We start from the raw sequence: 23,034 nt of genomic DNA, 5'->3' as shown, positions 1-23,034 counted from the left end.
GAGTCCTTTGCGGGGCGGCGGCGGGTCGGCGGGGGATCCGCCGGTGGTCGGGTACGGCGGCGCCGGGGTCATCGGGGGCCATCCGCGACGAGGTCGGCCACGTCGCCGTCGGCGACGCCGAGGAACACGTCCTCCAGCGAGGCCGAGCGCAGCTCCAGCCGGTCCAGGGTGAGCCCGCGCTCCCCGGCCCACGCCATGAGCGGGGCCAGCGCCCGGTGGGCCCGGCCCTCGGCGTCGTCGCCCAGGACCGTGTACCCGGCCCACGCCGCGCCGTCGCGGGTCTCCACGGCCACGGTCGCACCGGGCAGATCGGGCAGGTCCCCGGCGCGGACGTCGTGCGGCAGCCGGAAGCCGATCCGGTCGCCCCGGCCCGCCACGACCTCGCGCAGCGTGCCCGATACCCGGATCTCGCCCCGGTGCATGATGGCGAGCCGGTCGGCGAGGCGCTCGGCCTCCTCCAGGTAGTGCGTGGTGAGCAGGACGGCGGTGCCGTCGTCGACCAGGCCGGCGATGAGGGTCCAGGTCGCCCGGCGGGCCTCGGGGTCCATGCCGGTGGTGGGCTCGTCCAGGAACAGCGCCTCGGGGCGCGAGAGCACGGCCAGCCCGAGGTCGAGGCGACGCTTCTGGCCGCCGGAGAGCTGCCGGACGGCGGCGCCCGCCTTGTCGGCGAGGCCGGTCAGCTCCAGCACGTGGTCGCGGTCGAGGGGGTCGGCGGCGAGGTCGCGGGAGAGGTCGACGGTCTCGGCGACCGTCAGCTCGGCGAAGACCCCGCTGTGCTGGAGCACGGCGTCGACGCGCTCGCGCAGGGCGGCCGGCTGGCCGTAGGGGTCGATGCCGAAGACGCGGACGGTGCCGGAGGCGGGGCGGCGGAAGCCCTCCAGGGTCTCGACGGTGGTCGTCTTCCCGGCGCCGTTGGTCCCCAGCAGGGCGAACAGCTCGCCGCGTGCGACGTCGAAGGAGATCCCCCTGACGGCCTCGAAGTCACCGTAGCGCTGGTGCAGGTCCCGCACGCTGATCGCGGCGGCGGTGTCCGGGGGGAGGTCCTGGTGTCCCGTGCTCATGCCGTCGATTCTCGGCGGCGGGGGCCGGGGCGGGGTAGGCACGGCTGTCACCGGCTCGGCATGAGCTTCGCCGCGTAGCGGGGATGACAGATGTCATCCGCCGTTCCGCGCGCGTAGAGATAGAGACAGCGGTGACCGCGCTGACAGCGGGGGTCAGGCGGACTTGTCGCGGCGGTCGTGGTCGCGCCCGGGGCGGTCGCGCGGCACCAGGGTCGGGTTGACGTTGTCGAGGACGGTGTCGCGGTCGACCACGACGCGCCCCACGTCGTCGCGGCTGGGCACCTCGTACATCACGTTGAGCAGCACCTCTTCGACGATCGCGCGCAGCGCCCGGGCGCCGGTGCGGCGCAGCAGCGCCTGGTCGGCGATCGCGCCGATGGCGTCGTCGGTGAACTCCAGCTCGACGCCGTCGAGCTCGAAGAGCCGCTGGTACTGCTTGACCAGCGCGTTGCGCGGCTCGGTGAGGATCCGCATCAGCGCCGCGCGGTCGAGGGGCTGCACGGTCGCCACCACGGGGAGCCGGCCGGTGAACTCCGGGATCAGACCGTAGGCCACCAGGTCCTCGGGCATGACATCGGCGAAGGGGTCGGCCTTCTCGCGCTCGGTCCGGGAGCGGACGGCCGCGCCGAACCCGAGGCCGCCGCTGCCGCTGCGCCGCTCGATGACGTCCTCCAGGCCGGCGAACGCGCCGCCGACGATGAACAGCACGTTGGTGGTGTCGATCTGGAGCAGCTCCTGCTGGGGGTGCTTGCGCCCGCCCTGCGGAGGGACGCTCGCGATCGTCCCTTCGAGGATCTTCAGCAGCGCCTGCTGGACGCCCTCGCCGGAGACGTCGCGGGTGATCGAGGGGCCGGCGTCCTTGCGGGCGACCTTGTCGATCTCGTCGATGTAGACGATCCCGGTCTCGGCCCGCGCGATGTCGTGGTCGGCCGCCTGGACGAGCTTGAGCAGGACGTTCTCGACGTCCTGGCCCACGTAGCCCGCCTCGGTCAGCTCGGTGGCGTCGGCGATGGCGAAGGGGACGTCGAGCATCCGGGCGAGGGTCTGGACGAGGTGGGTCTTGCCGCAGCCGGTGGGGCCGACGAGCAGGATGTTGGACTTGGTGATCTCGACGTCCGGCTCCTGCGACCGCCGCGACCCGCCGGCGTCCGCCCACACCCGCTTGTAGTGGTTGTAGACCGCCACCGCCAGCGCCTTCTTGGCGTCGTCCTGCCCGATGACGTAGCGCTCCAGGAACGCGTGGATCTCCCGCGGCTTCGGCGCCTGCGGCCGCGGACCGTCGTCAGCGGGCCGGGATTCGGCGAGTTCCTCTTCGATCAGCTCATTGCAGAGGCCGACGCACTCGTCGCAGATGCACAGGAGGCCCGGTCCGGCGATCAGCTTTCTGACCTCTTGCTGGGTCTTTCCGCAGAACGTACACGTCAGGGGTTCGGCACCGCTCCCGCCGCCTCGGCTGCCGGTCAACAGGGGCCTCCAAAACGATTCACATGAAATGACCACATGGTGTGGCCATCTGAATGCACGGTATATGGGCCCCGGTCGGACGGCAACGCCGGGACGGGCGGCGATGGCCCGCCGCGGTAGGACGGACCGCCACGAATGCGACAGCGCGAAGGCGCTGGCCGGACCCGGACGAAACCGGGCCGACGGGGAGTGCGTCCCAAGGGGGACCGGGCCCGGCAGGGCCGGAATCGAATGGAAGGGGCGTGTCGATCGTGATCACCTTCGTGGCAATGGTGGTCGTCGGCGTGCTGCTCATCGTCCGAGCACGAACCGCGACGGCCATGATGGCGCCCCCAAGAAAGAGAAGACGCCCCAGTACGGGGTGGCCGAAGCCCTCGCCCATGCCGGCGCCGGTACCCCGCCCTACCGGTGCGCGGTCCGCGGCCGGGCCGAGCCGCTTCCCGGGAACCCGACCGAGTCGGCGCCCCTGAGCCGCCGCGGCGGAACCGTCTGGTGGCGTCTGCGGCTCCGCGCATACCGGCGGTTCTGGGGGAGCCGTGAGGACCTGTCCGCGGTCGAGTCGTCCCCGCGCGCCTTCCAGCTGGCCGGGGAAGGCCGCCGGATCCGCGTCGAACCCGACCCGGACATGGCCAACGGGAACACCGCGGTCACCGCCCACGAGGAGTGGCACACGAAGTCGTTCCCCAAGCGCACCGCGGTCTCCGACCGCATCAAGGAGGGCTTCCCCGATATCCGGGCCAGCCTGTCGAACATGGTCGTCCGCCGGGTGCAGTTCGTGGAGTGGCGCGTCCCGGAGGGGACGGACACCACCGTCACCGGCTGGCTCGGCGTCGACGAAGCCACGGGCGAACCGGTGATCCGCGCCCGCCGGACCCCCGGGGACGACCCGTTGCTGTTCATCTCCCTCCGCGGCAGGGTGCAGCCCACCACGATGCGCAGGAAGATCCGGGAAGCGCGCTGGGGCGGCGTGGCCCTGACCGTCATCGGGTCCGCCTTCCTCGCGCTGTACGCCGCCCTCTACCTGATCGACACCTTCGGGCTGATCGACACCTTCGGCTGACGGGAACGACCGGTGCCCTACCGTCGCGGTACGGTGTCGGCCATGTCGCGATCGCCGGAGAACGGCCTTTCATCTGCCCCTTCCCGGGCCCCCGTCACGGCCGACGACGTGGATCTCGCCGTGCGGCTCGCCGTGGACGCCCTGGGCGGGGCGCCCGGATCGGCGTGGGGACGGAAGGCGGGGGCGCTGGAGTGGAACTGCTGGGAGACGGTCGAGCACCTGGCCGACGACCTGTTCGCCTACGCCGCCCAGCTCGGCCCGCGGACCCCGCCCCTGGACCGCTACGTGCCCATCGTCAGCGAGAGCCGCCGACCGGGCGGGCCGGGGAACACCATCCACGCCGAACGCGACGCCGGCCCGGCCGGGCTCATGCAGGTGCTGGAGGCCAACGGGGCGCTGCTGGTCGCCATGGTGCGCACGACACCGCCGCACGTCCGCGCCTTCCACACGCAAGGCGTATCCGACCCTGAGGGCTTCGCGGCGATGGGGATCGTGGAGACCCTGGTCCACACCCACGACGTCGCCGAGGGCCTGGGGCTCACCTGGACCCCACCCGCCGACCTCTGCGAACGGGTCCTCGCCCGCCTCTTCCCCGAAGCCCCGGCCGACGCGACCCCCTGGCCCGCCCTCCTCTGGTCCACCGGCCGCACCGACCTCCCCGGCCGCCCCCGCCCCACCACCTGGCGCTGGTACAGCGCCCCGCTGTCCTAAGCGTCTCCTCTCGGCTGAACCCAGGTGGGGCCGGCCGGGTCGTGCAGCCAGACCCGGTGCGTCCCATCCGGGGCGACGGTCAGGCCGTAGTCGGTGAAGGCGGGGCGGCCGTGGCCCACCCACGCCCGGTGGGCGGATTCCAGCTCGTCCCAAAGGCGCCGCTGCCCGCCCTGCTCGACACGGCCATCGGCATAGAGCCGGGCCCATGCCGGGCGGTCGGTCGCGGACACCCACACGCCCTCGGACCCGTCGGGCCAGCGGCGGGGCGCGAAGCGCCACGCGGGCACGGTCATGGCGAGAACCGGCCCCGACGCTTCGTCGGCGACGATCGCGGAGGGGTCGCCTGCCGCGGTCCGGGTCTCCTCGGGTTCGTCATCGCGACCGTGCATCGGCCCGCTCCACCGTTGCGAGCGCATCATCATGAACGACGCTCCGCCCGCGAACCTCCCGCCGGCGGACCCGTCATCGTCGACGACGAGCCTGGCCAGGAGCCCTCCGGGCAGAGCCGCGGACGCCTTCCACGGCGCCACCACCCGCCCGCCCGGCCGTGTCTGCGCGATCCAGGAGGCCGGGAAGCGGACGACCGCGCAGGTGGCGAGGGTGATGTCGAACGGGGCCGCCGCCGCGTGCCCGTCTGCTCCGTCTCCGTCGACCACGGCCACGTCGTATCCCGCGTTCTTGAGGGACAGGCGGGCCCCGGCGGCGACGGCCGGATCCACCTCGACCGTGGCGACCCGGCCGCCGACTCCGGCGAGCTCCTTCAGGATCGCCGCGTTGTAGCCGGTCCCGGCCCCGATCTCCAGCACGCGCATCCCGGCCTCCACACCGGCCGCCTCGATCATGGCGGCCATGACGGACGGCTGCGACGACGAGGAGGTCGGGAAGTTGGCCCGGCCGTCCTCGCCGTCGTTGACCTGGGTGGTCACGGCATCGTCGGCGAAGACGAGGTCCGCCCACGCGTCCGGGTCGGCGTCGCGGTCGAGCGGCGGACCGACGAGCCCCGTCCATACCCGGGAAGGGATGAACCGATGGCGGGGCACAGTGGCGAACGCCCGTGCGACCTGCTCGGACGTCCCCAGTGAGGCGGCCAGCCGCGCTTGCCGCTCGGTCCAATCCGTGGTTTCGTCCATGGGCCCTCGCGTCCGTGGGGAGCACCGTGCGGGTCCTCGCGCCGTCCACGGACGTCATGCCGACGGTAGCGATTCGATCGCCCTGAGTGCGCGCGCTGGCCGGTCCCGGCCGCGCTGGTGCGGACGGGCCGGAACGGGGGTTGTGGTCAGTTGCAGCCGGGCGCACCCGGCGGATTCGCGGCCCCGCCCACGGGGAGGGGCCGCGAACGCCATAATCGACCTGTGCGACACGGCAGAATCCACTGGTACGCGCCCGGCGAGCTAACGGCCGAGCAACAGGCGATCTACGACGGCGTCCTGCGCAAGTACGGCCCCGAGCCGGGGTTCGAGCTGCGGGACCCAGAGGGCCGTCTGCACGGGCCCTTCAATGCCATGCTGGCGGCGCCGAGCGTGGGGACCGCGCTCCAGGGGCTGAGCGAGGCGGTGGGCTCGCGGACGTCTTTATCCGTGAGAGTGCGCGAGATCGTGATCCTGGCGGTGGCCACGGCGCGGGCCAGCTCGTTCGAGTGGTCGGCCCACCGGCGGCTGGCGGCGGTGGCCGGGCTGACCGAGGAGGAGATCAGCGCGCTGGGCGGGTACGGGACGCCGGGCACCTTCGCCGACGACGAGAAGGCCGCACTCGACTTCGCCAGGGCCCTCCTCCGCGACCGCGACGCCTCGGACGCCTGCCACGCGGCCGCCGAGAAGTACTTCGGGGAGGCGGGGGTGATCGAGCTGATCACCCTGGTCGGCTACTACGACCTCCTCTCGACCCTCCTCCGCACCCTGCGGGTCCCCCTCCCGGAGGGGTGATCCGGGAGGCCGGTGGTCAAAGCGCGTCGATGTCGGCCAGGAGGGCCCCCCATTCGCGGACGGGGAAGGCCAGTGCGCCGAGCTCCCGGTGCTGTGTGTCCCGGATGCGGACCACCTCACCCTCGGCCACCTCCACGCAACTTCCCTGCGCCCCGCTGTAGGAACTCTTGTGCCACTCAGGAGTACGGCTTCTCATCGAGCTCGTCCTTGACCTTCCTGATCAGATCCCTGCTCGCTCTGGGGGAGCGTGCTTCGGACTGAAGTATCCCGAACACGGCGGTGCACTGCTGCACGTGCGTCCGCTTATCCGATACCTGTTCCCCCCACATGTGTTCCGCCGACGCGACCACGGGCTCATCCGGGAAGGTGTAGATCCGGAACGGACCACTGGCGCCAGGATGGCACTCGGCATCCGCAGGCATGACCTGCATACGAAGAACCCCACGATCAATGAGATCGAGCACCCTGGCGAGCTGAACGGACAAGGTCCCGGGATCATCGGAAGCGCCGACGTGCCGCTTCAACACCGATTCCTCGATCACCATCGATATCGACGGAGGCTCGTCCCTGTCCAAGATTCGTTGCCGGTTCAAGCGAGACTTCACCATCCGCTCGACCTCCTGCTTGGAAGCCCATGGGGCAGAGTCGCGAAGCAGGCCCCTGATGTAGCCCTCGGTCTGGATGAGCCCTGGTATGACCGACGACTGATATTCGCGCAGCTCGGAGATGTTGCGCTCTAGCTCTTCGACGCGTTCGTACCACTCGGGCAGCGCATCAGTGGTGTTGGCCTTGTTCCAAGCCCGCTGGATCACGCCAGAGGTTCCGAGCAGCTTGTCGAGCTGAGCCGCCTGCTCTGCCGACACTCCATTGACACCGGATTCCCACGCCGAAACCGCGGACTGCACGACCGACAACGCGTCGGCCACCTGGGATTGCGTGAGGCCCATTCTGTCGCGGGCCGCCCGAATTTCCCTACCTATCCGCTTTTGGTGTTGCTTCGCACTCCGACCCATGGTGTATCCCTTCCATAGATCTGCCGTTCCATCAGCAATGCGTGATGATAATACGATCATGCATCATAGAACATGATCCTTCTTGACGCGGCAGTGATGTTTCTAGCGCACTGGATTCCGGATCGTTCATGGTGTTCCTGAGCAAGGAAAGGGACCTGACCAATCCAAGGAGGGCCACACCATGAACACCAGCGGCATGCAATCCCGCCGCGGAAAAGACCCGAGGCGGCGCGCTCGGCGGGTGCGCCCCTATGTCGGGGAGACCGAATACCGGCGCTCGCACATCGTCATGGGGCGGTGATGGGGATGTCCTATACGCGCGAATTCCCCGGATGGGCCGAGCAGGTCCGCGAAGCCCGCATCTGGGCCGACCAGGTCATGGCCGTCCACTCCGGATACGCCATCCCCGACGACACCGCCGCCGCTGCCGTCCTCTGCCTCTCCGAAGCCGTGACCAACAGCCTCCGGTACACGGCCAGCGGCCGGGGCGGCGTCTTCCAGGTCACCATCAAGCTCGACCAGCGCCGCGTGACCATGGAGGTAGACGACGAAGGGTGTCCCGCCGGCGGGACACTTCCCTTCATCCGCCCCCTCACCCCGATGGCGCAGCACGGGCGCGGTCTTGCGCTGATCGACCACTTCGCCGACTCCTGGGCACCCCTCGCCCACCCGCGTACCGGCGTCACCTTCACGCTCACATGGAGCACCAGTCACGCCAGGTCCACGGCCATTACGCCGCGAATCGCCTGAAAACCCCCGCGTGCCGGTGCCTCTGCCGGGGAGAGGAAGGCATCGGCACGCGGGCCTCCCAAAGAGGACATTTGCCCGGAAAATAAAACATTATCCATCGATTCAAGTTCATTCATCTACTGAAATCAATGGACAAACGTCACTCAAATTCGCCATATGAACTCTCGTTGAAATGCATTTCCAAGCGTGTAGAGTGTCCAGCGCACCCAAAAGAACGGCCCCGATAGGTGCTGGAACACCTAACCGGGGCCTCGCCCCCCGTCCTGCCAGAACCAGGAGCAGAAGAGCTGTGACGAACTTTATCATTTTCAGCGCGTGCGGTCTCTGGATCGCCTCCGCCTTGCTCGTGGCCCTGACCATCCACGCCCGCACCGTGCCGCTGCGCCCGCGCAGCACGCAGGCCCGCCGCCTCATGCGCGCCATACCCCGCGCGGCCGGCCCCGGGGCCGACGTCCCGGTCATCCCACCCCGGCGCAGGGCCACGGTCCGGGTCCCGGTGGAGGCCGACATGACCGCCACCGAGATCACCCGCCCCTACCTCCTCTGGGAGCGGTTCCAGGCCGCGACGCCCGGCACCCCGCGCGACTGCCGGGAGGAGGCCGCCCACCTGGTGCGGCCCTACATCATCGGGACGCCCCACCAGCTCGCGGCCGCCAACGAGGACCGTCGCCACCACGGCCAGGACTCCGTCGAGCCCACCCTCGCGGAACGCACCCTCGCCGGGCTCCAGGAACTCCAAGACCTCAACGCCCGCTGAGCGCCCGCCTCAGCCACTCCGCCGCCACACCACGGCTGTCACTCCCCCCGCCACACCGGCGGGCGCTTTTCGGCGAAGGCCGCGGCGCCCTCCATCGCGTCGTGGCTGGCGAACACCGGGAGGATGAGATCGTCCTGCCGCTGCCAGGTCTCACCGGCCGGCCAGTCGGCCGACTCCGTGACCACGCGCTTGGAGACCGCGAGCGCCAATGGGGCGTTGACGGCGATGCGGGCCGCGAGTTCGCGGGCCCCGGCCAGCGCGCCCCCGCTGGGGGTCACCGTGTTGACCAGGCCGAGCGCGGCCAGCCGCGGCGCGTCCACGAGGTCGCCGGTGAGGGCGAACTCCATGGCGATGTTGCGCGGGATGCGGGCGGGCAGCCGCAGCAGCCCGCCGCCGCCCGCGACCAGCCCCCGCTTGACCTCAGGGATGCCGAACTTCGCGTCCTCGGCGGCCACAACCAGGTCGCAGGCGAGTACCGCCTCGAAGCCGCCCGCGAGCGCGTACCCCTCGACCGCGGCGATCAGCGGCTTGCGCGGCGGCCGCTGCGCGAACCCGGCGAACCCGCGCCCGTCCACCACGGGCACCTCGCCCGCCATGAACGCCTTCAGGTCCATCCCGGAGCTGAACGTGCCGCCCGCACCGGTGAGGATCCCGACGGCCAGGTCGGAGCGGGCGTCCAGGTCGTCGAGCGCGTCGGCGATGCCCTGGGCCACAGCGGCGTTGACCGCGTTGCGGGCCCGGGGCCGGTCGATGGTGATGACGGCGACGCCGTCCTCTGCCGTGTACTGCACCTCGTCCGACATGCCGCGCTCCTTTACTTGGGCTGCATGCGCAGGCCGCCGTCGATCCGGACGACCTCGGCGTTGATGTAGCCGTTCTCCAGGAGCGCCCGCACCAGCTTGGCGAATTCGGCGGGCGTACCCAGCCGCTTGGGGAAGGGAACGGGCGCGGCCAGCCGCTCCTTGAACGCCTCGGCCTCGGGGCCCTGCCCGTAGATGGGGGTGTCGAGGATGCCCGGCGCGACGGTGTTGACCCGCACCCCGATGGCCGCGAGGTCGCGCGCCGCCGGGACGGTCATGCCGATGATGCCGCCCTTGGACGAGGAGTAGGCGATCTGGCCGATCTGACCCTCGATCCCCGCGAGGGAGGCGGTGTTGACGATCGCGCCGCGCTCGCCGTCGGCGTTGACCGGCTCGGTCCCGGCCATGACGGCGGCGGCCAGGCGCAGCACGTTGAACGTGCCGATGAGGTTGACGTCGATGACCTTCTTGTAGCTCGCGAGGTCGTGCGGGGCGCCCTCACGGTTCACGGTCCGGGTGGCCCAGCCGATCCCGGCGCAGGAGACGGCGACGCGCAGCGGCTTGCCGGTGTCGACCGCCGCCTGCACGGCGGCCTGGACCTGGGCCTCGTCGGAGACGTCGGTGGCGACGAACACGCCCCCGGCCTCCTTCGCCAGCGCCGTGCCGCGCTCGGCGTCAAGGTCGGCGACGACGACGCTCGCGCCGGCCGACGCCAGCTCCTTCACGGTGGCGGCACCGAGCCCACTGGCGCCGCCGGAGACAAGGGCGGAAACTCCATTCAGCTCCATGCGCGGCACTTTACCCACTCGCCGCCCCCGCGACTAGAACGGGGTTCGGTATTTCGCCGGCTCCTCCGCCGCCCATCCCTGTCCGGAACCGTAAAAGCAGGTCTTCGCGTCCATCCGCAACGGGCGCCCGGGAGGCAGCGGCAACTCCAGCGCTTCCTCGACCGGGATGTCCGACCAGTCGATGGCGAGCGGCCCGTCCTTCTCGCCCGGGATCCGGGCGATGAGGTCGTGCTCGGCGATGGGCCGCCCGGGGCGGTGGATCTCCAGCACCAGCTTCAGCATTCCGCGAAGCTCGTTCCGCGCCAGGTCGCCGATCCCCTCGGCGATCATGGCGTCGGCATCGGCGCACACGTTCCCGACGGTCCCGTAGACGCGACTGCCGTCCGACCACTCGAAATCGCCGAGGCGCTCCTCGTCGGGGTCGGCGTCCAGTGCCGCCCGCGCCGCCTCGGCCGCCTGCCGGGCGAACGGCTCGCTGACGCCCTCGTGGTCCTCCTCGCGCATCCCCCCGAGGGGCGGGCCGTCCCACTCCCAGTCCCACCCGGAATTCAGGTCGGCGGCTCGGTCGATGCAGAACCGCAGGTCCAGTGCCGCCGCCATGGAGCGCCCGATGGCGATCGTGGCGGCGGTCCCGGTGTCGCCGGGCATGATCGCGCGCTCGACCTCGTCGTAGCGGCGCCGGGCCTCGGCGATCAGGCCGGCGATCCCGTCACCGGTGTCCGCGTGGTCCCAGAGCCGCCGTTCGCACTCCTCCAGCAGCCCCATCGCCCGCACCAGGCGTTCCGCACCACCATCGACCGTCGTCATGGCCCGGGACGCTACCAACCCAGCACCCCGGCGCCCCGCTCACCCCCCGAGTTCCTTGGTGATCCGCTCCAGCATGAACGCGCTCGACTCGACGGCGCGCTCCTCCCACGCGAACACGCACGCCGTGGCCACCCCGTCGAACCCGATGTCGCGCAGGGTCGAGAAGAACACGTCCCAGTCCACCTCCCCCTGTCCGATGTCGAGGTGCTGGTGGATCCGCGCGGGCGTCCCGGGCGGGTTGAGGATGTAGCGCAGCCCCGACGAACCCTTGTGGTCGAAGGAGTCCGCGATGTGCAGGTGCGCGAGCCGGTCCCCGGCGTAATCGAGCATCGCCCGGATGTCGGCGCCGGGGGCCTCGCCCGAGAGGTGGAAGGTGTGCGGTGCGCAGTACAGGTAGTTGACCCACGGCTTGTTGATCGCCCGGACGAGGTCGACCGCGGGCCCGTTGACCTCGATGAAGTCGTCGGGGTGGGCTTCGAGGTTGAGGGCGATGCCCTCGCGCTCGAAGACGGGCAGCAGCTCCTCCAGCGACCGCCAGAACGCGGCCTCGCTCTCGGCCGCCAGCTCCGGGCGACCGTTGAACTCGGAGTTCATCAGCCGGCAGTCCAGCTCCACGGCGACCTCGATCATCCGCCGCCAGTAGCGGACGGCGGCCCGCCGCTCCTCCTCGATCGGGCTGGACCACCTGTACAGCGGGAGGATGCTCGACAGCCCGGTCCCGGTCGCGCGCAGCGCCTCCTTCAGCTCGGCGACCCGGGCGTCATCGGCCCGCGGGTGCAGGAAGAACGGCATGAACTCGGCGCGCGGCGACAGCTCGATCCACCGGTAGCCGATGTCGGCCGCCGTCCGCACCATCTCGCCCATGGGCAGGCCGCGGAGCATGTAGGGGTCGAGGGCGATCTTCACGGGCCTCTCCTCTCTCCGGGGTGCTCTCGCGCACGGCTCATGCGTAGAAGTCCGGCCGGGCCTTGATGCCGGTGCCGACGATCCGCCCCGAGTGGAGCGCCTCGACGGTGGCGTCGCTGATCATCGCGGCGGCGTAGCCGTCCCAGGCACTCGGCCCGGCGGGGGCCCCGGCCGCCACGGAGTCGACCCATTCCTGGATCTCGACGTCGTAGGCCTCGGCGAACCGGTCCTTCCAGTCCTGGAGGACGGAGGTGGCCGATCGTCCCGCGGTGCGCACCGCGGGCGCCGCCGGGTCGGGCAGCCGCACCGTGCCGGTCTCGCCCACCGCCTCGCACTGGATGTCGTAGCCGTACCGGCAGTTCACGAACACCTCGACGTCCACGCGCGCGCCGTCGGCGGTCTCGAAGAGCATGATCTGCGGGTCCTGGAGGTGCTCGAACCGGTGGGCGGTCCGGCGCGGCGTGAGGACCTGCGCGGAGACGATCTCGTCGGACAGCAGCCAGCGGACGACGTCGATCTCGTGGATCGCGGTGTCGTGCGCGGCCATCGCGGAGTGGTAGGACTCGGGCACCGTGGCGTTGCGGTGCGCGCAGTGCACCATCAGCGGGGTGCCGATGTCGCCGGCGTCGATGATCCGCTTCATCTCCCGGTAGCCGGGGTCGTAGCGGCGCATGAACCCCACCTGCACCAGGCGCGCGCCGTGCCGCTGCTCGGCGTCCGCGATGCGCAGGCAGTCCTCCGCCGTTGTGGCGAGCGGCTTCTCGCAGAACACGGGCTTGCCCGCCTCGATGGCCGCGAGCACCGACTCCGCGTGCGCCGCGCCCCAGGAGGCGACCAGCACCGCGTCGACGTCGCCCGCCCCGATCACCTCCGCGTCGCCGGGCAGCGCCCGCGCGCCCACGGAGCCGGCGACCGCGGCGGCGCGGCCGGCGTCGATGTCGGTGACGGCCCGTACCCGCGCCCCGCTCACCACCGTGGTCAGGCGGCGGATGTGGTCGGCGCCGATCATCCCGGCGCCGATCACGCCGACGTTGACGGTCATCGCTGCTCACCCCTCTCCTGCGGCCCCTCGGCCGACCCGTTGTTCAGTTCGTGTTCGAGCGCGTCCAGCTCGGCACCGCCCGCCATGTGGTGGGTCAGGTCCGGGAGGGTCAGCTCGGAGCGGGCGGCGTCGAGCTCCATCCGCCCGAGCTTGATCACCACGAAGTGGTCGCCGACCAGGTAGGCGTGGTGCGGGTTGTGGGTGATGAAGATGACGCCGAGCCCGGCCTCGCGCGCCGCGGCGATGTACTTCAGCACCACCCCCGACTGCTTGACGCCCAGCGCGGCGGTCGGCTCGTCGAGGATCAGCACGCGCGCCCCGAAGTACACGGCGCGGGCGATGGCGACGACCTGCTGCTGGCCGCCGGACAGGTTGCCCGCGGGCGCGTCGATGTCGGGCAGGTCGATGCCCATCCGCTTCAGCTCCTCGTCGGCGATGCGGCGCATCCGCGCGACGTCGAGCATCGTGAACGGGCCGACCCTGCGGTGCAGCTCGGATCCGAGGAAGAAGTTGCGCCACACCGGCATCAGCCGCACCAGTGCGAGGTCCTGGTAGACGGTGGCGATCCCGCGGTCCAGCGCCTCGCGCGGCGAGGCGAAGTGCACGGGCTCGCCGTCGACGCGGTACTCGCCGTCGGTGGGGGCGTGCAGGCCGGCGATGATCTTGATCAGGGTCGACTTCCCCGCGCCGTTGTCGCCGAGGATGCAGGTGACCTTCCCGGCCCCCACCGCCAGGTCGATGCCCGAGAGCGCCCGGATGTTGCCGAACGACTTGCCGATGCCCTTGAGCTCCAGCACCGGTCCGGCCCCCTCGCCCGGGGTGCCCGCCGCGCGCTCGCGTGTCGTGGACGTGGTCGTAGTGGTGTCCACCGCTCTCACCTCGTGCTCGTCTGCTTGCGGACCCACATGTTGACCACGACCGCGAGCAGCAGCATCGCGCCGACGAAGAACATGATCCAGTTGTTGTCCCAGCCGGCGTAGACGATCCCCTGCCTGGTCATCCCGTAGATGAACGCGCCGATCACGGCGCCCACCACCGTGCCGTAGCCACCGGTGAGCAGGCAGCCGCCGACCACCGCGGCCATGATGTAGAGGAGTTCGTTGCCGACCCCCTCGCCCGACTGCTGGACGCCGTTGGCGGCCGTCATCAGGTGCATGCCGCTGAACCAGGCGAAGAACCCGACGGTCACGAACAGGCCGATCTTCACCTTGTCCACCGGCACCCCGACCGCGCGGGCGCTGGCGGCGTCGCCGCCAACTGCGTAGATCCAGTTGCCGACCCTGGTGCGCATCAGCACCCAGGTGGCCGCGGCGGCGAACAGCAGCCACCACAGCACGGTGATGCGCACCTGGACCCCGCCGATGGGGATGCTGGAGGCGAACACCGCGTACGCCGAGGCGAACCCGTCCATGTCGGCGACGTTGTGGGTGGCGACGCCGCCGGTGACGAGCTTGGTGACCGCGATGTTGAGCCCTTGGAGCATCAGGAACACCGACAGGGTCACCAGGAAGCTCGGCAGCCCGGTGCGGATCAGCAGCCACCCGTTGAGGAAGCCGACGGCCAGGGCGAGCAGCAGCGAGAGCACGGCCCCGGCCCAGATGTTCAGCGAGAACTGGTAGCTGAACGTCGCGGCGGACAGCGCGGCGGTGACCACGGCGACGCCCGCCGACAGGTCGAACTCGCCGCCGATCATCAGCAGCGCGACCGCGACGGCCATGATGCCGATCGTGGAGCTGGCGTAGAGCACCGTGGAGAACGACGTGGCCTGCCGGAACGGCGCCGCCACGGTGAAGAACACCGCGAACACGAGGACGGCGCCGATCAGCGAGCCGACCTCGGGCCGGGCGAGGAAGCGGGTCAGCAGGGAGCGCCGGCCCACGCGGAGCGCCTTCTCCGAGGGGGCGGCGGACTCGGGGACCCCGGGGTCGCGGGTGAGTGTGGGGCTCATGGGCGCATCACCGGGTCCCGTTCTCGGCGAACGCGGCGATGTCGTCGATGTTGTCGCGGTCGATGAAGCTGGGGCCGGTCAGGACCGGCTCGGTGCCGCCGCCGGAGACGTTGCCGTTGGTGTTGTAGAGCCACAGGCCGTCGACGGCCAGGTAGCCCTGGAGGTAGGGCTGCTGGTCGACGGCCCATTCCACCGATCCGTCCTCGATCGCGCCCACGAGGTCGCGGCTGGAGTCGAAGGTGGCCACGCTCGCCTCGCTGCCGGCCTCATCGACCGCCTCGACCGCGGTCAGCGCGAACGGCGCGCCGAGCGTGACGACGTAGTCGATGCCGGAGTCCTCCTGGAGCTTGGCGCCGATCCCGGACTTGACGTCGGGCATGTTGGCGCCGTCGACATTGAGCACCTCCGATTCGCCGTCGAAGGTCTCGGCCAGCGACGCGCACCGGGTCTCCAGGCCGACGTGGCCCTGCTCGTGGATGACGCAGAGGGCCTTCTCCGCCCCGGCCTCGTTGAGGCGTTCGCCGAACGCCTCGCCCGCGAGCGTCTCGTCGGTGCCGAAGTACTCGGTGAGCCCGGCGTCCTGCCACTGGTCGATGCCGGAGTTGAACCCCACGACCGGGATCCCGGCCTCGGTGGCGGCGTCGATCGCCCCTTGGAGCGCGTCGGGCTTGGCCAGGGTGATCGCGATGCCGTCGACGCCGCTGTCCACAGCGGTCTGGATGAGGGTGGCCTGCCGGGAGCCCTCGGGGTCGGAGGAGTACTCCAGGGTGACGCCGCTCTTGTCGGCGGCGTCCTCGGCGCCCTGGCGGACGATGTCCCAGAACGTGTCGCCCGGGGCCTGGTGGGTGATCATCGCGATGGTCAGGTCCGGGGTCTCGGCCCCGGAGCCGGCCTCCTCCTGGGCACCGCCCTGGGAGCTACAGGCGGACGCCGCGAGCACGACGGTGCCCGCGGCCGCGCCGGCAAGGAGGACGCGGGATCGGCGGAATCGGTTCATGGGGACCTCGCAGGGTGTTACCGGAGGGTGGAGAGGGTGGGTGGGGGCGGCGACCGGTGCGGGTGCGGGTGCGGTCCTTGCGCGGGCGCATCACGCCTGCTGGTGACGGGCGCCCAGGCCGCAGCCGTTGAGGTAGGTGCGGGTGCGCCGCGCGATGGGCAGCGGGACCTCGGGGGCGCAGGGGTAGAGGTCCTGCTCGACGATCACGAAGACGCGGGCGTCGACCTCCTCCAGGGCGTCGATGACGGCGGCCGGCGCGGGCTCGCCCGCGGGCGGCTCCACGCACACCCCGCGCTTGACGGCCTCGCCGAAGGACAGCTCCTCCGCGGCGACCTGGGCCAGCACATCGGGGTCCATCTGCTTGATGTGCACGTAGCCGATGCGCTCGGCGTAACGGCGGATGAGGTCGACGGCGTCGCCGCCCCCGTAGGCGACGTGCCCGGTGTCCAGGCACAGCGACACCAGATCGGGGTCGGTGCCGTCGAGGAACCGCTCGATCTCGGGCTGGGTCTGGATGTGGGAGTCGGCGTGGGAGTGCAGGCACAGCCGGATGCCGTAGTCGTCGCGCAGGATGCGGCCCAGCTCGTCGGCGCCCTTGTGCAGCGCGGCCCACGCATCGGCGTCGAGGTCCGGGGACTCGGTGAACGCCCCGGTCTTCTCGTCGCGGTACATCGGCGGGATGAAGACCAGGTGGTGGGCGCCCACGGCGGCCGTCAGCCCGGCGACCTTGCGGACGGTGGCGAGCATGCCGTCCCAGGCATCGGGCCGGTGCAGGTTGCCGAACACGGTGCCGCCGGACACCTTCAGGCCGCGGCGCCCGACCTCGTCGGCGAGCCGGCGGGGGTCGGTGGGCAGGTAGCCGTAGGGGCCGAGTTCGAGCCAGTCGTAGCCGGCCTCGGTCAGCTCGTCCAGGAACCGGTCCCAGGGGGTCTGGTGCTCGTCCTCGGGGAACCACACGCCCCAGGAGTCGGGGGCCGATCCGAGGACCAGTTTGTCGGTCATGACCACGTCCTTGTCCTTCGCTGGGAGGGTGGGGGTGTCGTCAGAGGTAGTGGCGCTGGTCCCGCTTGGCTTCGGCGTAGGTGGCGGCGGCGTCCCGCGTGCTGCCGAGGTCGGAGACCTCGCTCACGGGAACGTCCCACCAGGCGGTCGAGGGCGGGTTGGGGCCGTAGGGGTCGGTGTCGATGTGCACGACCGTGGTGGTGTCGGCGGCCTTGGCGCGCTCGACGGCGTCGCGGAACCCCTTGATGCCGTCGGCGCGGATCACCCGGGCGCCGAGGCTGGCGGCGTTGGCGGCGAGGTCGACGGGGAGCACGTCGCCGTCGAGCAGCCCGCTGGCGGGGTCGCGGTAGCGGTAGCCGGTGCCGAACCGCTGCGAGCCCAGGGACTCGGAAAGCGACCCGATCGAGGCGAAGCCGTGGTTCTGCACCACGACGATGACGACCTTGATGCCCTCGGAGACCATGGTCGCGATCTCCTGGGACATCATCAGGTAGGAGCCGTCGCCGACCAGGACGACCACCTCGCGGTCGGGGGCGGCCAGCTTCACGCCGGTCCCGGCCGCGACCTCGTAGCCCATGCAGGAGTAGGCGTACTCCACGTGGTAGGCCTTGGGGTCGCGGGCCCGCCAGAGCATCTGGAGGTCGCCGGGCATGCTGCCGGCGGCGTTGATCACGACGTCGCGGTCGCCGAGGGCGTCGTTGAGGGCGCCGAGGACCGCGGTCTGGGCGGGCAGCGGCCCGTGGTCGACGGTGCGGCAGGTGTCGGCCGCCGCGGTCCAGTCCGCGATGAGCCGCCGGGTGCGCCGCCGGTGCGCGGGATCGACCGTCCAGCCGCCGAGCCCCGCGGCCAGCGCCGCCAGCCCGGCGCGGGCATCGGCGACCACCTGTACGGCGGAGTGCTTGGCGGCGTCGAGCCGGGCGACGTTGAGGTTGACGAACCGGACGCCGGGGTCGGCGAAGACCGTGTGGCTGGCGGTGGTGAAGTCGCTGTAGCGGGTGCCGACGCCGAGCACGACGTCGGCTTCGCGGGCGAGGGCGTTGGCGGCCGAGGTGCCGGTGGAGCCGAGCCCGCCGACCGCGCAGGGGTGGTCCCAGGCCAGCGCCCCCTTGCCGGCGTGGGTGTCGGCCACGGGGATCCCGGTGGCGTCGGCGAGCGCGCGCAGCTCCGCCATCGCCTCGGAGTACACGACCCCGCCGCCGGCCACGATCAGCGGGCGCGCGGCGCCGCGCAGCGCATCGACCGCGCGCGCCACGGCGGCCGGGTCGGGCTGGGGGCGGTCGATGTGCCAGACCCGGCGGCGGAAGAACGCGGCCGGCCAGTCGTGTGCCTCGGCCTGGACGTCCTGGGGCAGGCAGAGGGTGACGGCTCCGGTCTCGGCGGGGTCGGTGAGCACCCGCATGGCGGCCAGCGCGGCGGGGATCAGCTGCTCGGGGCGGGTGACCCGGTCGAAGTACTTCGACACCGGGCGGAACGCGTCGTTGACGGTGACGTCGCCGCCGCGGGCGTCCTCCAGCTGCTGGAGGACGGGGTCGGGGGCGCGGGTGGCGAACATGTCGCTGGGCAGCAGCAGAACGGGGACGCGGTTGGCCGTGGCCAGGGCGGCGCCGGTGACCATGTTGGTGGAGCCGGGGCCGGTGGAGGCGGTGCAGGCGAACGTCTGCAACCGGTCGCGCGCCTTGGCGAAGGCCGCCGCGGTGTGCACCATCCCCTGTTCGTTGCGGGCCAGGTGGTAGGGCAGGTCGGCGTCGCCGGCGGTGGCGGCCTGGAGCAGCGCCTGCCCGATCCCGGCGACGTTGCCGTGGCCGAAGATGCCCCACACCGCGGGGATCAGCCGCTGCTCGGTGCCGTCGCGCTCGGAGTACTGCGCCGCCAGGAACCGGACCAGCGCCTGCGCGGTGGTCAGCCGGACGGTATCGGTCACTGCGCTCACCTGTCCTTGTTGCCGTACCTGTCGTGTGCATGGGCTGCGGCGTGCTCGCCGGTCGTGTGCCCGGTCCTGCCATCAGCCGTGTACAGCGGCAACCGGGGGTCTGTGTCCTGCCCGGCCCACGTCTCGCGGATCCAGCCGTGGGCGGGGTCGTCGCAGATGAGCCAGGCGCGCTCCGCGCCGGGGCCGGCCATGACGTTGAGGTAGTAGAGGTCGTGGCCCGGGGCGGCGATGGAGGGGCCGTGCCAGCCGTGCGGGATGAGGACGACGTCCTCGCTGCGGACTTCGGCGAAGACGTCGATCGGGCGGCCGGGGCTGCCGTAGACCCGCTGGTAGCCGAGCCCTGGGCCCGCGGGCCCTGGTGCGACCTCGAAGTAGTAGATCTCCTCCAGCTCGCATTCGGTCGCGGTGGCCTGGTCGTGCTTGTGCGGCGGGTAGGACGACCAGTTGGCGCCGGGGGTGAGCACCTCGCAGGCGATCAGCCGGTCGGCGTCGAAGGTCTCGGGGGTGCAGAAGTTGTTCACCTGGCGGCTGCACTGCCCGGCGCCCCGCAGCTCCACCGGGACGTCACCGGCCGGCCCGTAGCGGGCGGGCAGCCGCCGCTCGCAGCGGGCCGACGGCAGCGCGAACCGGCCGCCCGCCTCGCTGCGCACGGTGGCGCGGGCGTCGCGGGGCAGGTAGACGAAGTCGGTGACCCGGGAGAACACGTCGGCGCGGCCGACGACGTCGAACTCCGCGCCCTCGCAGGTGACCGTGCAGCCGCCCGACAGCGGCAGCACCAGGGTCTCGGCGTCGCCGGTGGCGATCTCGGCGGCGCCGCCCGGGGCGAGATCGAGGACCCGCAGGCCGGAGTACCCCCAGCCCGCGGATTCAGGGGTGACGACGGTGCGGTAGGCGCCGGAGGCGGTGCTGCCGGCGGGGAGGTGGTGGGTGGTGGATGTGGCGGTCACAGCAGCCCCACAGCGGTGTCGACGGCGCCGACGACGTCGTCGTCGGCCGGGTAGAGCAGGGACCGGCCCACGGCCAGACCCTTCACGCCCGGGAGTTTCAGTGCGGCGCCCCAGCGGGCGTAGGTGGCTTCGGGGTCGGCGGCGAGCTCGCCGCCGAGCAGCAGAGTGGGCAGGGTGGTGGCGGCCATGACGCGCTCCATGCCGTCGACCACCGGCACCTTCAGCCAGGTGCGGGCGGAGGCCCGGCCCAGCCCCGCGCCGATGGCGACCGAGGTGATGACCGCTTCGGTGGACAGGTCGTTGCGCACCGCGCCGTCGGCCTGGCGCGCGATGAACGGCTCGACCATGGCCATGACCCGGGCGTCGTTGAGCTCGTTGACGGCGCGGGCGCAGCTTTCGAGGGTGCGGGCCGTGCGGGGGTCGGCGTAGTCGACGCGCAGCAGCATCTTGCCGCCGTCGAAGCCCATGGCGGCGATCGAGGCGGCGTCGTAGCCGGTGAACCGGTCGTCGATCTCCCACGCGGCGCCGGCGAGCCCGCCGCGGTTCATCGACCCGAAGACGCTCTTGCCGTCGAGGACGCCCAGGAGCAGCAGGTCGTCGAGGATGTCGGCGCTGCCCAGGACCCCGGTGACCCCGGGCCGCTCCAGCGCGGTGCAGACCCGGTCGAGCAGGTCGGCGCGGTCGGCCATGGCCATGGGGCGGTCACCGGAGCGCAGGGCGCCGCGCGCGGTGTGGTCGGCGGCGACGATCATCGCCATGCCGTTGGGGCCGACGGGCGAGGGCGCGGGCACCCGGCGCGCGGCGGCCTCGGCGATCGCGCCCGGGTTGTGCACCCGGGTCTCGACGATGTCGCGCAGCCGGTCAGCCAGCACGGTGCACCCCGCCCATGGCGGCCTCGACCTCGTCCGCCGTTGGCATGGCGGCCGAGCAGGGGATGCGGGAGGCCACGATCGCGCCGGCGGCGTTGGCGAACCGCATGATGCGCTCGGTGTCCCACCCGCTGAGCAGACCGTGGCAGAGCGCGCCGCCGAAGGCGTCGCCGGCGCCGAGCCCGTTGACGACGTCGACCGGTACCGGCGGGACCTCGACGGCGCCGCCGTCGTCGACCGCGAGCACGCCCTTGGGGCCCTGCTTGACCACGGCGAGGCCGACGCCCAGGTCACGGGCTGCCGCGGCGGCCTCGTGGGGGTCGGTGGTGCCCACGGCCGTGCTCCACTCGTCGAGGTTGCCCGCGACGACGGAGGCGTGCGGCAGGGCCTCGCGGACCCAGCGGCGGGCGTCCTCGCGGGAGTCCCAGAACATCGGCCGGTAGTCGAGGTCCAGGACGGTGAGGGTGCCGGGGTCGCGCGCCTTGAGGGCGCCGAGGGTGGCCGAGCGGCTGGGCTCCTGGCACAGGCCCGTTCCGGTGACCCAGAAGATGCGGGCGGCGCGGATGGCGGCGAGGTCGAGTTCGGAGCCGTGGATCTCGAGGTCGGGGGCCTTGGGGTCGCGGCCGTAGAAGTAGAGGGGGAAGTCGTCGGGCGGGAAGATCTCGCAGAAGGTCACCGGGGTCAGCCGGCCGGGGACGGGGGTGACGAACCGGTCGTCGACGCCGAAGCCCTGGAGCGCCTGGTGGACGAACCGGCCGAAGGTGTCGTCGCCGGTGCGGGTGATCAGCGCCGCCCGGCGGCCGTAGCGGGCGGCGGCCACCGCCACGTTGGTGGCGGTGCCCCCGAGGTACTTGCCGAAGGACGACACCCGGTCCAGCCCGACCCCGGTCTGGTCGGGGTAGATGTCGACGCCGACCCGGCCCATCGTCATGACGTCGTCGGGCGGCGTATCGGGGCTGCGCGGGAACGGGGTGGTGGCTGCCATCGGCTCCTCTTTCGGGTCGGTCGGCTCACCGCTCGGGTCGGATGCGCCGCCTAAGGCGGGCGGACGTCAGCGACGCGCACCGGCCGCCCCTCGCGCATCGAGCGGTCGGCGGCCTCGGCGACCAGCACGGCTTCGAGGGCGTCGGCGACGGTGCAGGGGCTGCGGTCGTCGCCGTCGGCGACCATGCGCAGGAACGCGTCGATCTCGGCCTCGTAGGCGGGGGTGAACCGGGACCAGAACTCCGGCCAGGGGCGCTCACGGGGGAAGTCGGTGGCGCGTTCGGCGGAGGTCAGGGGGGCGCGGTCGTCGAGGCCGACGACGATCGTGCCGGCGGTCCCGGCGAGCTCCATGCGGACGTCGTAGCCGCCGCCGTTGTAGCGGGAGCCCTGGAGGGTGGCGAGGGTGCCGTCGTCCAGGCGCAGCACCGCAACGGTGGTGTCGACGTCGCCGGCCTCGGCGAAGTAGCCGGCGCCGCGGTTGGCCCCGTAGGCGTGGACCTCGACGGCCTCGCGGCCGGTGATCCAGCGCAGGGCGTCGAAGTCGTGCACGTGGCAGTCGCGGAAGATGCCGCCCGACGTGGGCAGGTAGCCGGCCGGCGGGGGCGCGGCGTCGGCGGTGACGGCGTGGACCCGGTGGAGGTCGCCGATCTCGCCGTCGCGCAGCGCCTGCCGGGCGCGCCGGTGGCCGGGGTCGAAGCGGCGCATGAAGCCGATGTGCACGGGGACGCCGCGCTTTTCGACCTCGCGCAGCACCGCGACGGTCCCGGCGAGGTCGGGGGCGACCGGTTTCTCGCAGAACACGGGGGTCCCTGCCCGGACGCCGGCCAGGATCAGATCGGGGTGGGCGGCGGTGGCGGCGGCGATGACCAGGCCGTCGACCGCCCCGGGGGCGAGCAGGAGGCCGATGTCGTCGGCGACGTGCGCGCCGATGCGGCGGGCGACCTCGCGGGCGCGGGCGGAGTCGGTGTCGGCGACCACCAGCCGGGTGACCTCGGGGCGGGCCGCGATGGCGGCGGCGTGGGACGCCCCGATCCTGCCGGTGCCGACGAGACCGATCCGCATGGCGGACCTCCTCCGCTTTGACCTGCGTCTCACCCACGTGTTCCGTGGGTCACATTCCTGGAGACGTTTGTACGCTTCCGGCGGCGAAGCTGTCAAGACTTTGTCTAGACATATGTACGTAGTAATATGCCGTCAACAGGAGGAGGTCCATAGAATGGGAAGCGCCTGAAAACAGCCGTCCCGGCCCACAGCGGGGATCCCGCCGCCCCATTCC

General features: G+C 71.9%; 24 protein-coding genes. 5 read left to right on the top strand and 19 right to left on the bottom strand.

Annotated features, from left to right (window positions below):
- Positions 1–68: 68 nt before the first annotated feature.
- Together ACFOVU_RS27955 and clpX are read right to left on the bottom strand one after the other, a co-directional pair.
- Positions 69–1,061, bottom strand: coding sequence for an ABC transporter ATP-binding protein (locus ACFOVU_RS27955; RefSeq protein WP_378538399.1), 993 nt, complete (start codon positions 1,059–1,061; stop codon positions 69–71).
- 153 nt (positions 1,062–1,214) lie between these two features.
- Complete coding sequence (clpX, locus tag ACFOVU_RS27950) at positions 1,215–2,525, bottom strand: ATP-dependent Clp protease ATP-binding subunit ClpX (protein ID WP_378538397.1); 1,311 nt, start codon at positions 2,523–2,525, stop codon at positions 1,215–1,217.
- A 361-nt stretch (positions 2,526–2,886) separates the two neighbouring features.
- Here clpX and ACFOVU_RS27945 point away from each other — a divergent pair, with 361 nt between their 5' ends.
- Together ACFOVU_RS27945 and ACFOVU_RS27940 are read left to right on the top strand one after the other, a co-directional pair.
- Positions 2,887–3,585, top strand: coding sequence for a hypothetical protein (locus tag ACFOVU_RS27945; RefSeq protein ID WP_378538396.1), 699 nt, complete (start codon positions 2,887–2,889; stop codon positions 3,583–3,585).
- 42 nt (positions 3,586–3,627) lie between these two features.
- Complete coding sequence (locus tag ACFOVU_RS27940) at positions 3,628–4,296, top strand: hypothetical protein (protein ID WP_378538394.1); 669 nt, start codon at positions 3,628–3,630, stop codon at positions 4,294–4,296.
- On the opposite strand, the gene ACFOVU_RS27935 is transcribed toward ACFOVU_RS27940, so the two are convergent.
- Entirely contained in the window at positions 4,293–5,426 is a 1,134-nt protein-coding gene (locus ACFOVU_RS27935) for a methyltransferase domain-containing protein (protein WP_378538393.1), read from the bottom strand. The genes ACFOVU_RS27940 and ACFOVU_RS27935 overlap by 4 nt on opposite strands.
- Before the next feature lie 222 nt (positions 5,427–5,648).
- Here ACFOVU_RS27935 and ACFOVU_RS27930 point away from each other — a divergent pair, with 222 nt between their 5' ends.
- Positions 5,649–6,218, top strand: a complete 570-nt coding sequence (locus tag ACFOVU_RS27930) for a carboxymuconolactone decarboxylase family protein (RefSeq protein ID WP_378538391.1) — start codon at positions 5,649–5,651, stop codon at positions 6,216–6,218.
- Between the two features lie 16 nt (positions 6,219–6,234).
- On the opposite strand, the gene ACFOVU_RS27925 is transcribed toward ACFOVU_RS27930, so the two are convergent.
- Together ACFOVU_RS27925 and ACFOVU_RS27920 are read right to left on the bottom strand one after the other, a co-directional pair.
- Complete coding sequence (locus ACFOVU_RS27925; RefSeq protein WP_378538389.1) at positions 6,235–6,414, bottom strand: DUF397 domain-containing protein; 180 nt, start codon at positions 6,412–6,414, stop codon at positions 6,235–6,237.
- A complete protein-coding gene (locus ACFOVU_RS27920; RefSeq protein WP_378538388.1) occupies positions 6,395–7,231 on the bottom strand; it encodes a helix-turn-helix domain-containing protein in 837 nt (278 codons plus the stop codon). The genes ACFOVU_RS27925 and ACFOVU_RS27920 overlap by 20 nt, the downstream gene beginning before the upstream one ends.
- Positions 7,232–7,531: 300 nt before the next feature.
- On the opposite strand from ACFOVU_RS27920, the gene ACFOVU_RS27915 reads away from it, so the two are divergent.
- Together ACFOVU_RS27915 and ACFOVU_RS27910 are read left to right on the top strand one after the other, a co-directional pair.
- Positions 7,532–7,981: an ATP-binding protein gene (locus tag ACFOVU_RS27915; RefSeq protein ID WP_378538386.1), complete on the top strand. Its 450-nt coding sequence runs from the start codon at positions 7,532–7,534 to the stop codon at positions 7,979–7,981.
- A 289-nt stretch (positions 7,982–8,270) separates the two neighbouring features.
- Positions 8,271–8,738 carry a hypothetical protein gene (locus tag ACFOVU_RS27910; RefSeq protein ID WP_378538384.1) on the top strand — a complete coding sequence of 156 codons (468 nt, stop codon included), beginning with the start codon at positions 8,271–8,273 and terminating at the stop codon, positions 8,736–8,738.
- 38 nt (positions 8,739–8,776) lie between these two features.
- Here the strand turns inward: ACFOVU_RS27910 and ACFOVU_RS27905 are convergent, their stop codons facing one another.
- The 14 genes from ACFOVU_RS27905 to ACFOVU_RS27840 all read right to left on the bottom strand — a co-directional run bounded on the left by ACFOVU_RS27905 (position 8,777) and on the right by ACFOVU_RS27840 (position 22,820).
- Entirely contained in the window at positions 8,777–9,541 is a 765-nt protein-coding gene (locus ACFOVU_RS27905) for a crotonase/enoyl-CoA hydratase family protein (RefSeq protein ID WP_378538383.1), read from the bottom strand.
- Between the two features lie 11 nt (positions 9,542–9,552).
- Positions 9,553–10,326, bottom strand: a complete 774-nt coding sequence (locus ACFOVU_RS27900; RefSeq protein ID WP_378538382.1) for an SDR family NAD(P)-dependent oxidoreductase — start codon at positions 10,324–10,326, stop codon at positions 9,553–9,555.
- 33 nt (positions 10,327–10,359) lie between these two features.
- A complete protein-coding gene (locus tag ACFOVU_RS27895) occupies positions 10,360–11,133 on the bottom strand; it encodes a hypothetical protein (RefSeq protein WP_378538380.1) in 774 nt (257 codons plus the stop codon).
- Between the two features lie 39 nt (positions 11,134–11,172).
- Positions 11,173–12,039: a sugar phosphate isomerase/epimerase family protein gene (locus ACFOVU_RS27890; protein WP_378538379.1), complete on the bottom strand. Its 867-nt coding sequence runs from the start codon at positions 12,037–12,039 to the stop codon at positions 11,173–11,175.
- Between the two features lie 37 nt (positions 12,040–12,076).
- Positions 12,077–13,081 carry a Gfo/Idh/MocA family oxidoreductase gene (locus ACFOVU_RS27885; protein WP_378538377.1) on the bottom strand — a complete coding sequence of 335 codons (1,005 nt, stop codon included), beginning with the start codon at positions 13,079–13,081 and terminating at the stop codon, positions 12,077–12,079.
- Positions 13,078–13,878 carry an ATP-binding cassette domain-containing protein gene (locus ACFOVU_RS27880; protein ID WP_378538528.1) on the bottom strand — a complete coding sequence of 267 codons (801 nt, stop codon included), beginning with the start codon at positions 13,876–13,878 and terminating at the stop codon, positions 13,078–13,080. The genes ACFOVU_RS27885 and ACFOVU_RS27880 overlap by 4 nt, the downstream gene beginning before the upstream one ends.
- A 77-nt stretch (positions 13,879–13,955) precedes the next feature.
- Positions 13,956–15,029 (bottom strand): ABC transporter permease, encoded by a 1,074-nt coding sequence (locus tag ACFOVU_RS27875; RefSeq protein WP_378538376.1) that lies wholly within the window; start codon positions 15,027–15,029, stop codon positions 13,956–13,958.
- A 7-nt stretch (positions 15,030–15,036) separates the two neighbouring features.
- A complete protein-coding gene (locus tag ACFOVU_RS27870; RefSeq protein WP_378538374.1) occupies positions 15,037–16,026 on the bottom strand; it encodes a substrate-binding domain-containing protein in 990 nt (329 codons plus the stop codon).
- A gap of 90 nt (positions 16,027–16,116) precedes the next feature.
- Positions 16,117–17,028, bottom strand: coding sequence for a TIM barrel protein (locus ACFOVU_RS27865; RefSeq protein WP_378538372.1), 912 nt, complete (start codon positions 17,026–17,028; stop codon positions 16,117–16,119).
- Between the two features lie 40 nt (positions 17,029–17,068).
- Positions 17,069–18,949 carry a 3D-(3,5/4)-trihydroxycyclohexane-1,2-dione acylhydrolase (decyclizing) gene (gene iolD, locus ACFOVU_RS27860; RefSeq protein ID WP_378538371.1) on the bottom strand — a complete coding sequence of 627 codons (1,881 nt, stop codon included), beginning with the start codon at positions 18,947–18,949 and terminating at the stop codon, positions 17,069–17,071.
- A 5-nt stretch (positions 18,950–18,954) separates the two neighbouring features.
- Positions 18,955–19,905, bottom strand: a complete 951-nt coding sequence (iolB, locus tag ACFOVU_RS27855; RefSeq protein WP_378538369.1) for a 5-deoxy-glucuronate isomerase — start codon at positions 19,903–19,905, stop codon at positions 18,955–18,957.
- Positions 19,902–20,777: a Cgl0159 family (beta/alpha)8-fold protein gene (locus ACFOVU_RS27850; RefSeq protein WP_378538368.1), complete on the bottom strand. Its 876-nt coding sequence runs from the start codon at positions 20,775–20,777 to the stop codon at positions 19,902–19,904. The genes iolB and ACFOVU_RS27850 overlap by 4 nt, the downstream gene beginning before the upstream one ends.
- Positions 20,767–21,759 (bottom strand): 5-dehydro-2-deoxygluconokinase, encoded by a 993-nt coding sequence (iolC, locus tag ACFOVU_RS27845; RefSeq protein WP_378538366.1) that lies wholly within the window; start codon positions 21,757–21,759, stop codon positions 20,767–20,769. The genes ACFOVU_RS27850 and iolC overlap by 11 nt, the downstream gene beginning before the upstream one ends.
- A 50-nt stretch (positions 21,760–21,809) precedes the next feature.
- Positions 21,810–22,820: a Gfo/Idh/MocA family protein gene (locus ACFOVU_RS27840; protein ID WP_378538365.1), complete on the bottom strand. Its 1,011-nt coding sequence runs from the start codon at positions 22,818–22,820 to the stop codon at positions 21,810–21,812.
- Between the last annotated feature and the right edge of the window lie 214 nt (positions 22,821–23,034).

This window comes from Nocardiopsis sediminis, from assembly GCF_042650565.1.
GTDB lineage: Bacteria > Actinomycetota > Actinomycetes > Streptosporangiales > Streptosporangiaceae > Nocardiopsis_B > Nocardiopsis_B sediminis.
This window is presented reverse-complemented; position numbering and strand designations above follow the sequence as displayed.

Bases quoted from the DNA above. Each gene is read 5' to 3' on its own strand.
- ACFOVU_RS27955 (WP_378538399.1), bottom strand. From the start codon at position 1,061: ATGAGCACGGGACACCAGGACCTCCCCCCGGACACCGCCGCCGCGATC.
- ACFOVU_RS27940 (WP_378538394.1), top strand. From the start codon at position 3,628: ATGTCGCGATCGCCGGAGAACGGCCTTTCATCTGCCCCTTCCCGGGCC.
- ACFOVU_RS27935 (WP_378538393.1), bottom strand. From the start codon at position 5,426: ATGGACGAAACCACGGATTGGACCGAGCGGCAAGCGCGGCTGGCCGCC.
- ACFOVU_RS27925 (WP_378538389.1), bottom strand. From the start codon at position 6,414: ATGAGAAGCCGTACTCCTGAGTGGCACAAGAGTTCCTACAGCGGGGCG.
- ACFOVU_RS27920 (WP_378538388.1), bottom strand. From the start codon at position 7,231: ATGGGTCGGAGTGCGAAGCAACACCAAAAGCGGATAGGTAGGGAAATT.
- ACFOVU_RS27915 (WP_378538386.1), top strand. From the start codon at position 7,532: ATGGGGATGTCCTATACGCGCGAATTCCCCGGATGGGCCGAGCAGGTC.
- ACFOVU_RS27905 (WP_378538383.1), bottom strand. From the start codon at position 9,541: ATGTCGGACGAGGTGCAGTACACGGCAGAGGACGGCGTCGCCGTCATC.
- ACFOVU_RS27900 (WP_378538382.1), bottom strand. From the start codon at position 10,326: ATGGAGCTGAATGGAGTTTCCGCCCTTGTCTCCGGCGGCGCCAGTGGG.
- ACFOVU_RS27895 (WP_378538380.1), bottom strand. From the start codon at position 11,133: ATGACGACGGTCGATGGTGGTGCGGAACGCCTGGTGCGGGCGATGGGG.
- ACFOVU_RS27885 (WP_378538377.1), bottom strand. From the start codon at position 13,081: ATGACCGTCAACGTCGGCGTGATCGGCGCCGGGATGATCGGCGCCGAC.
- ACFOVU_RS27875 (WP_378538376.1), bottom strand. From the start codon at position 15,029: ATGAGCCCCACACTCACCCGCGACCCCGGGGTCCCCGAGTCCGCCGCC.
- ACFOVU_RS27870 (WP_378538374.1), bottom strand. From the start codon at position 16,026: ATGAACCGATTCCGCCGATCCCGCGTCCTCCTTGCCGGCGCGGCCGCG.
- ACFOVU_RS27865 (WP_378538372.1), bottom strand. From the start codon at position 17,028: ATGACCGACAAACTGGTCCTCGGATCGGCCCCCGACTCCTGGGGCGTG.
- iolC (WP_378538366.1), bottom strand. From the start codon at position 21,759: ATGGCAGCCACCACCCCGTTCCCGCGCAGCCCCGATACGCCGCCCGAC.
- ACFOVU_RS27840 (WP_378538365.1), bottom strand. From the start codon at position 22,820: ATGCGGATCGGTCTCGTCGGCACCGGCAGGATCGGGGCGTCCCACGCC.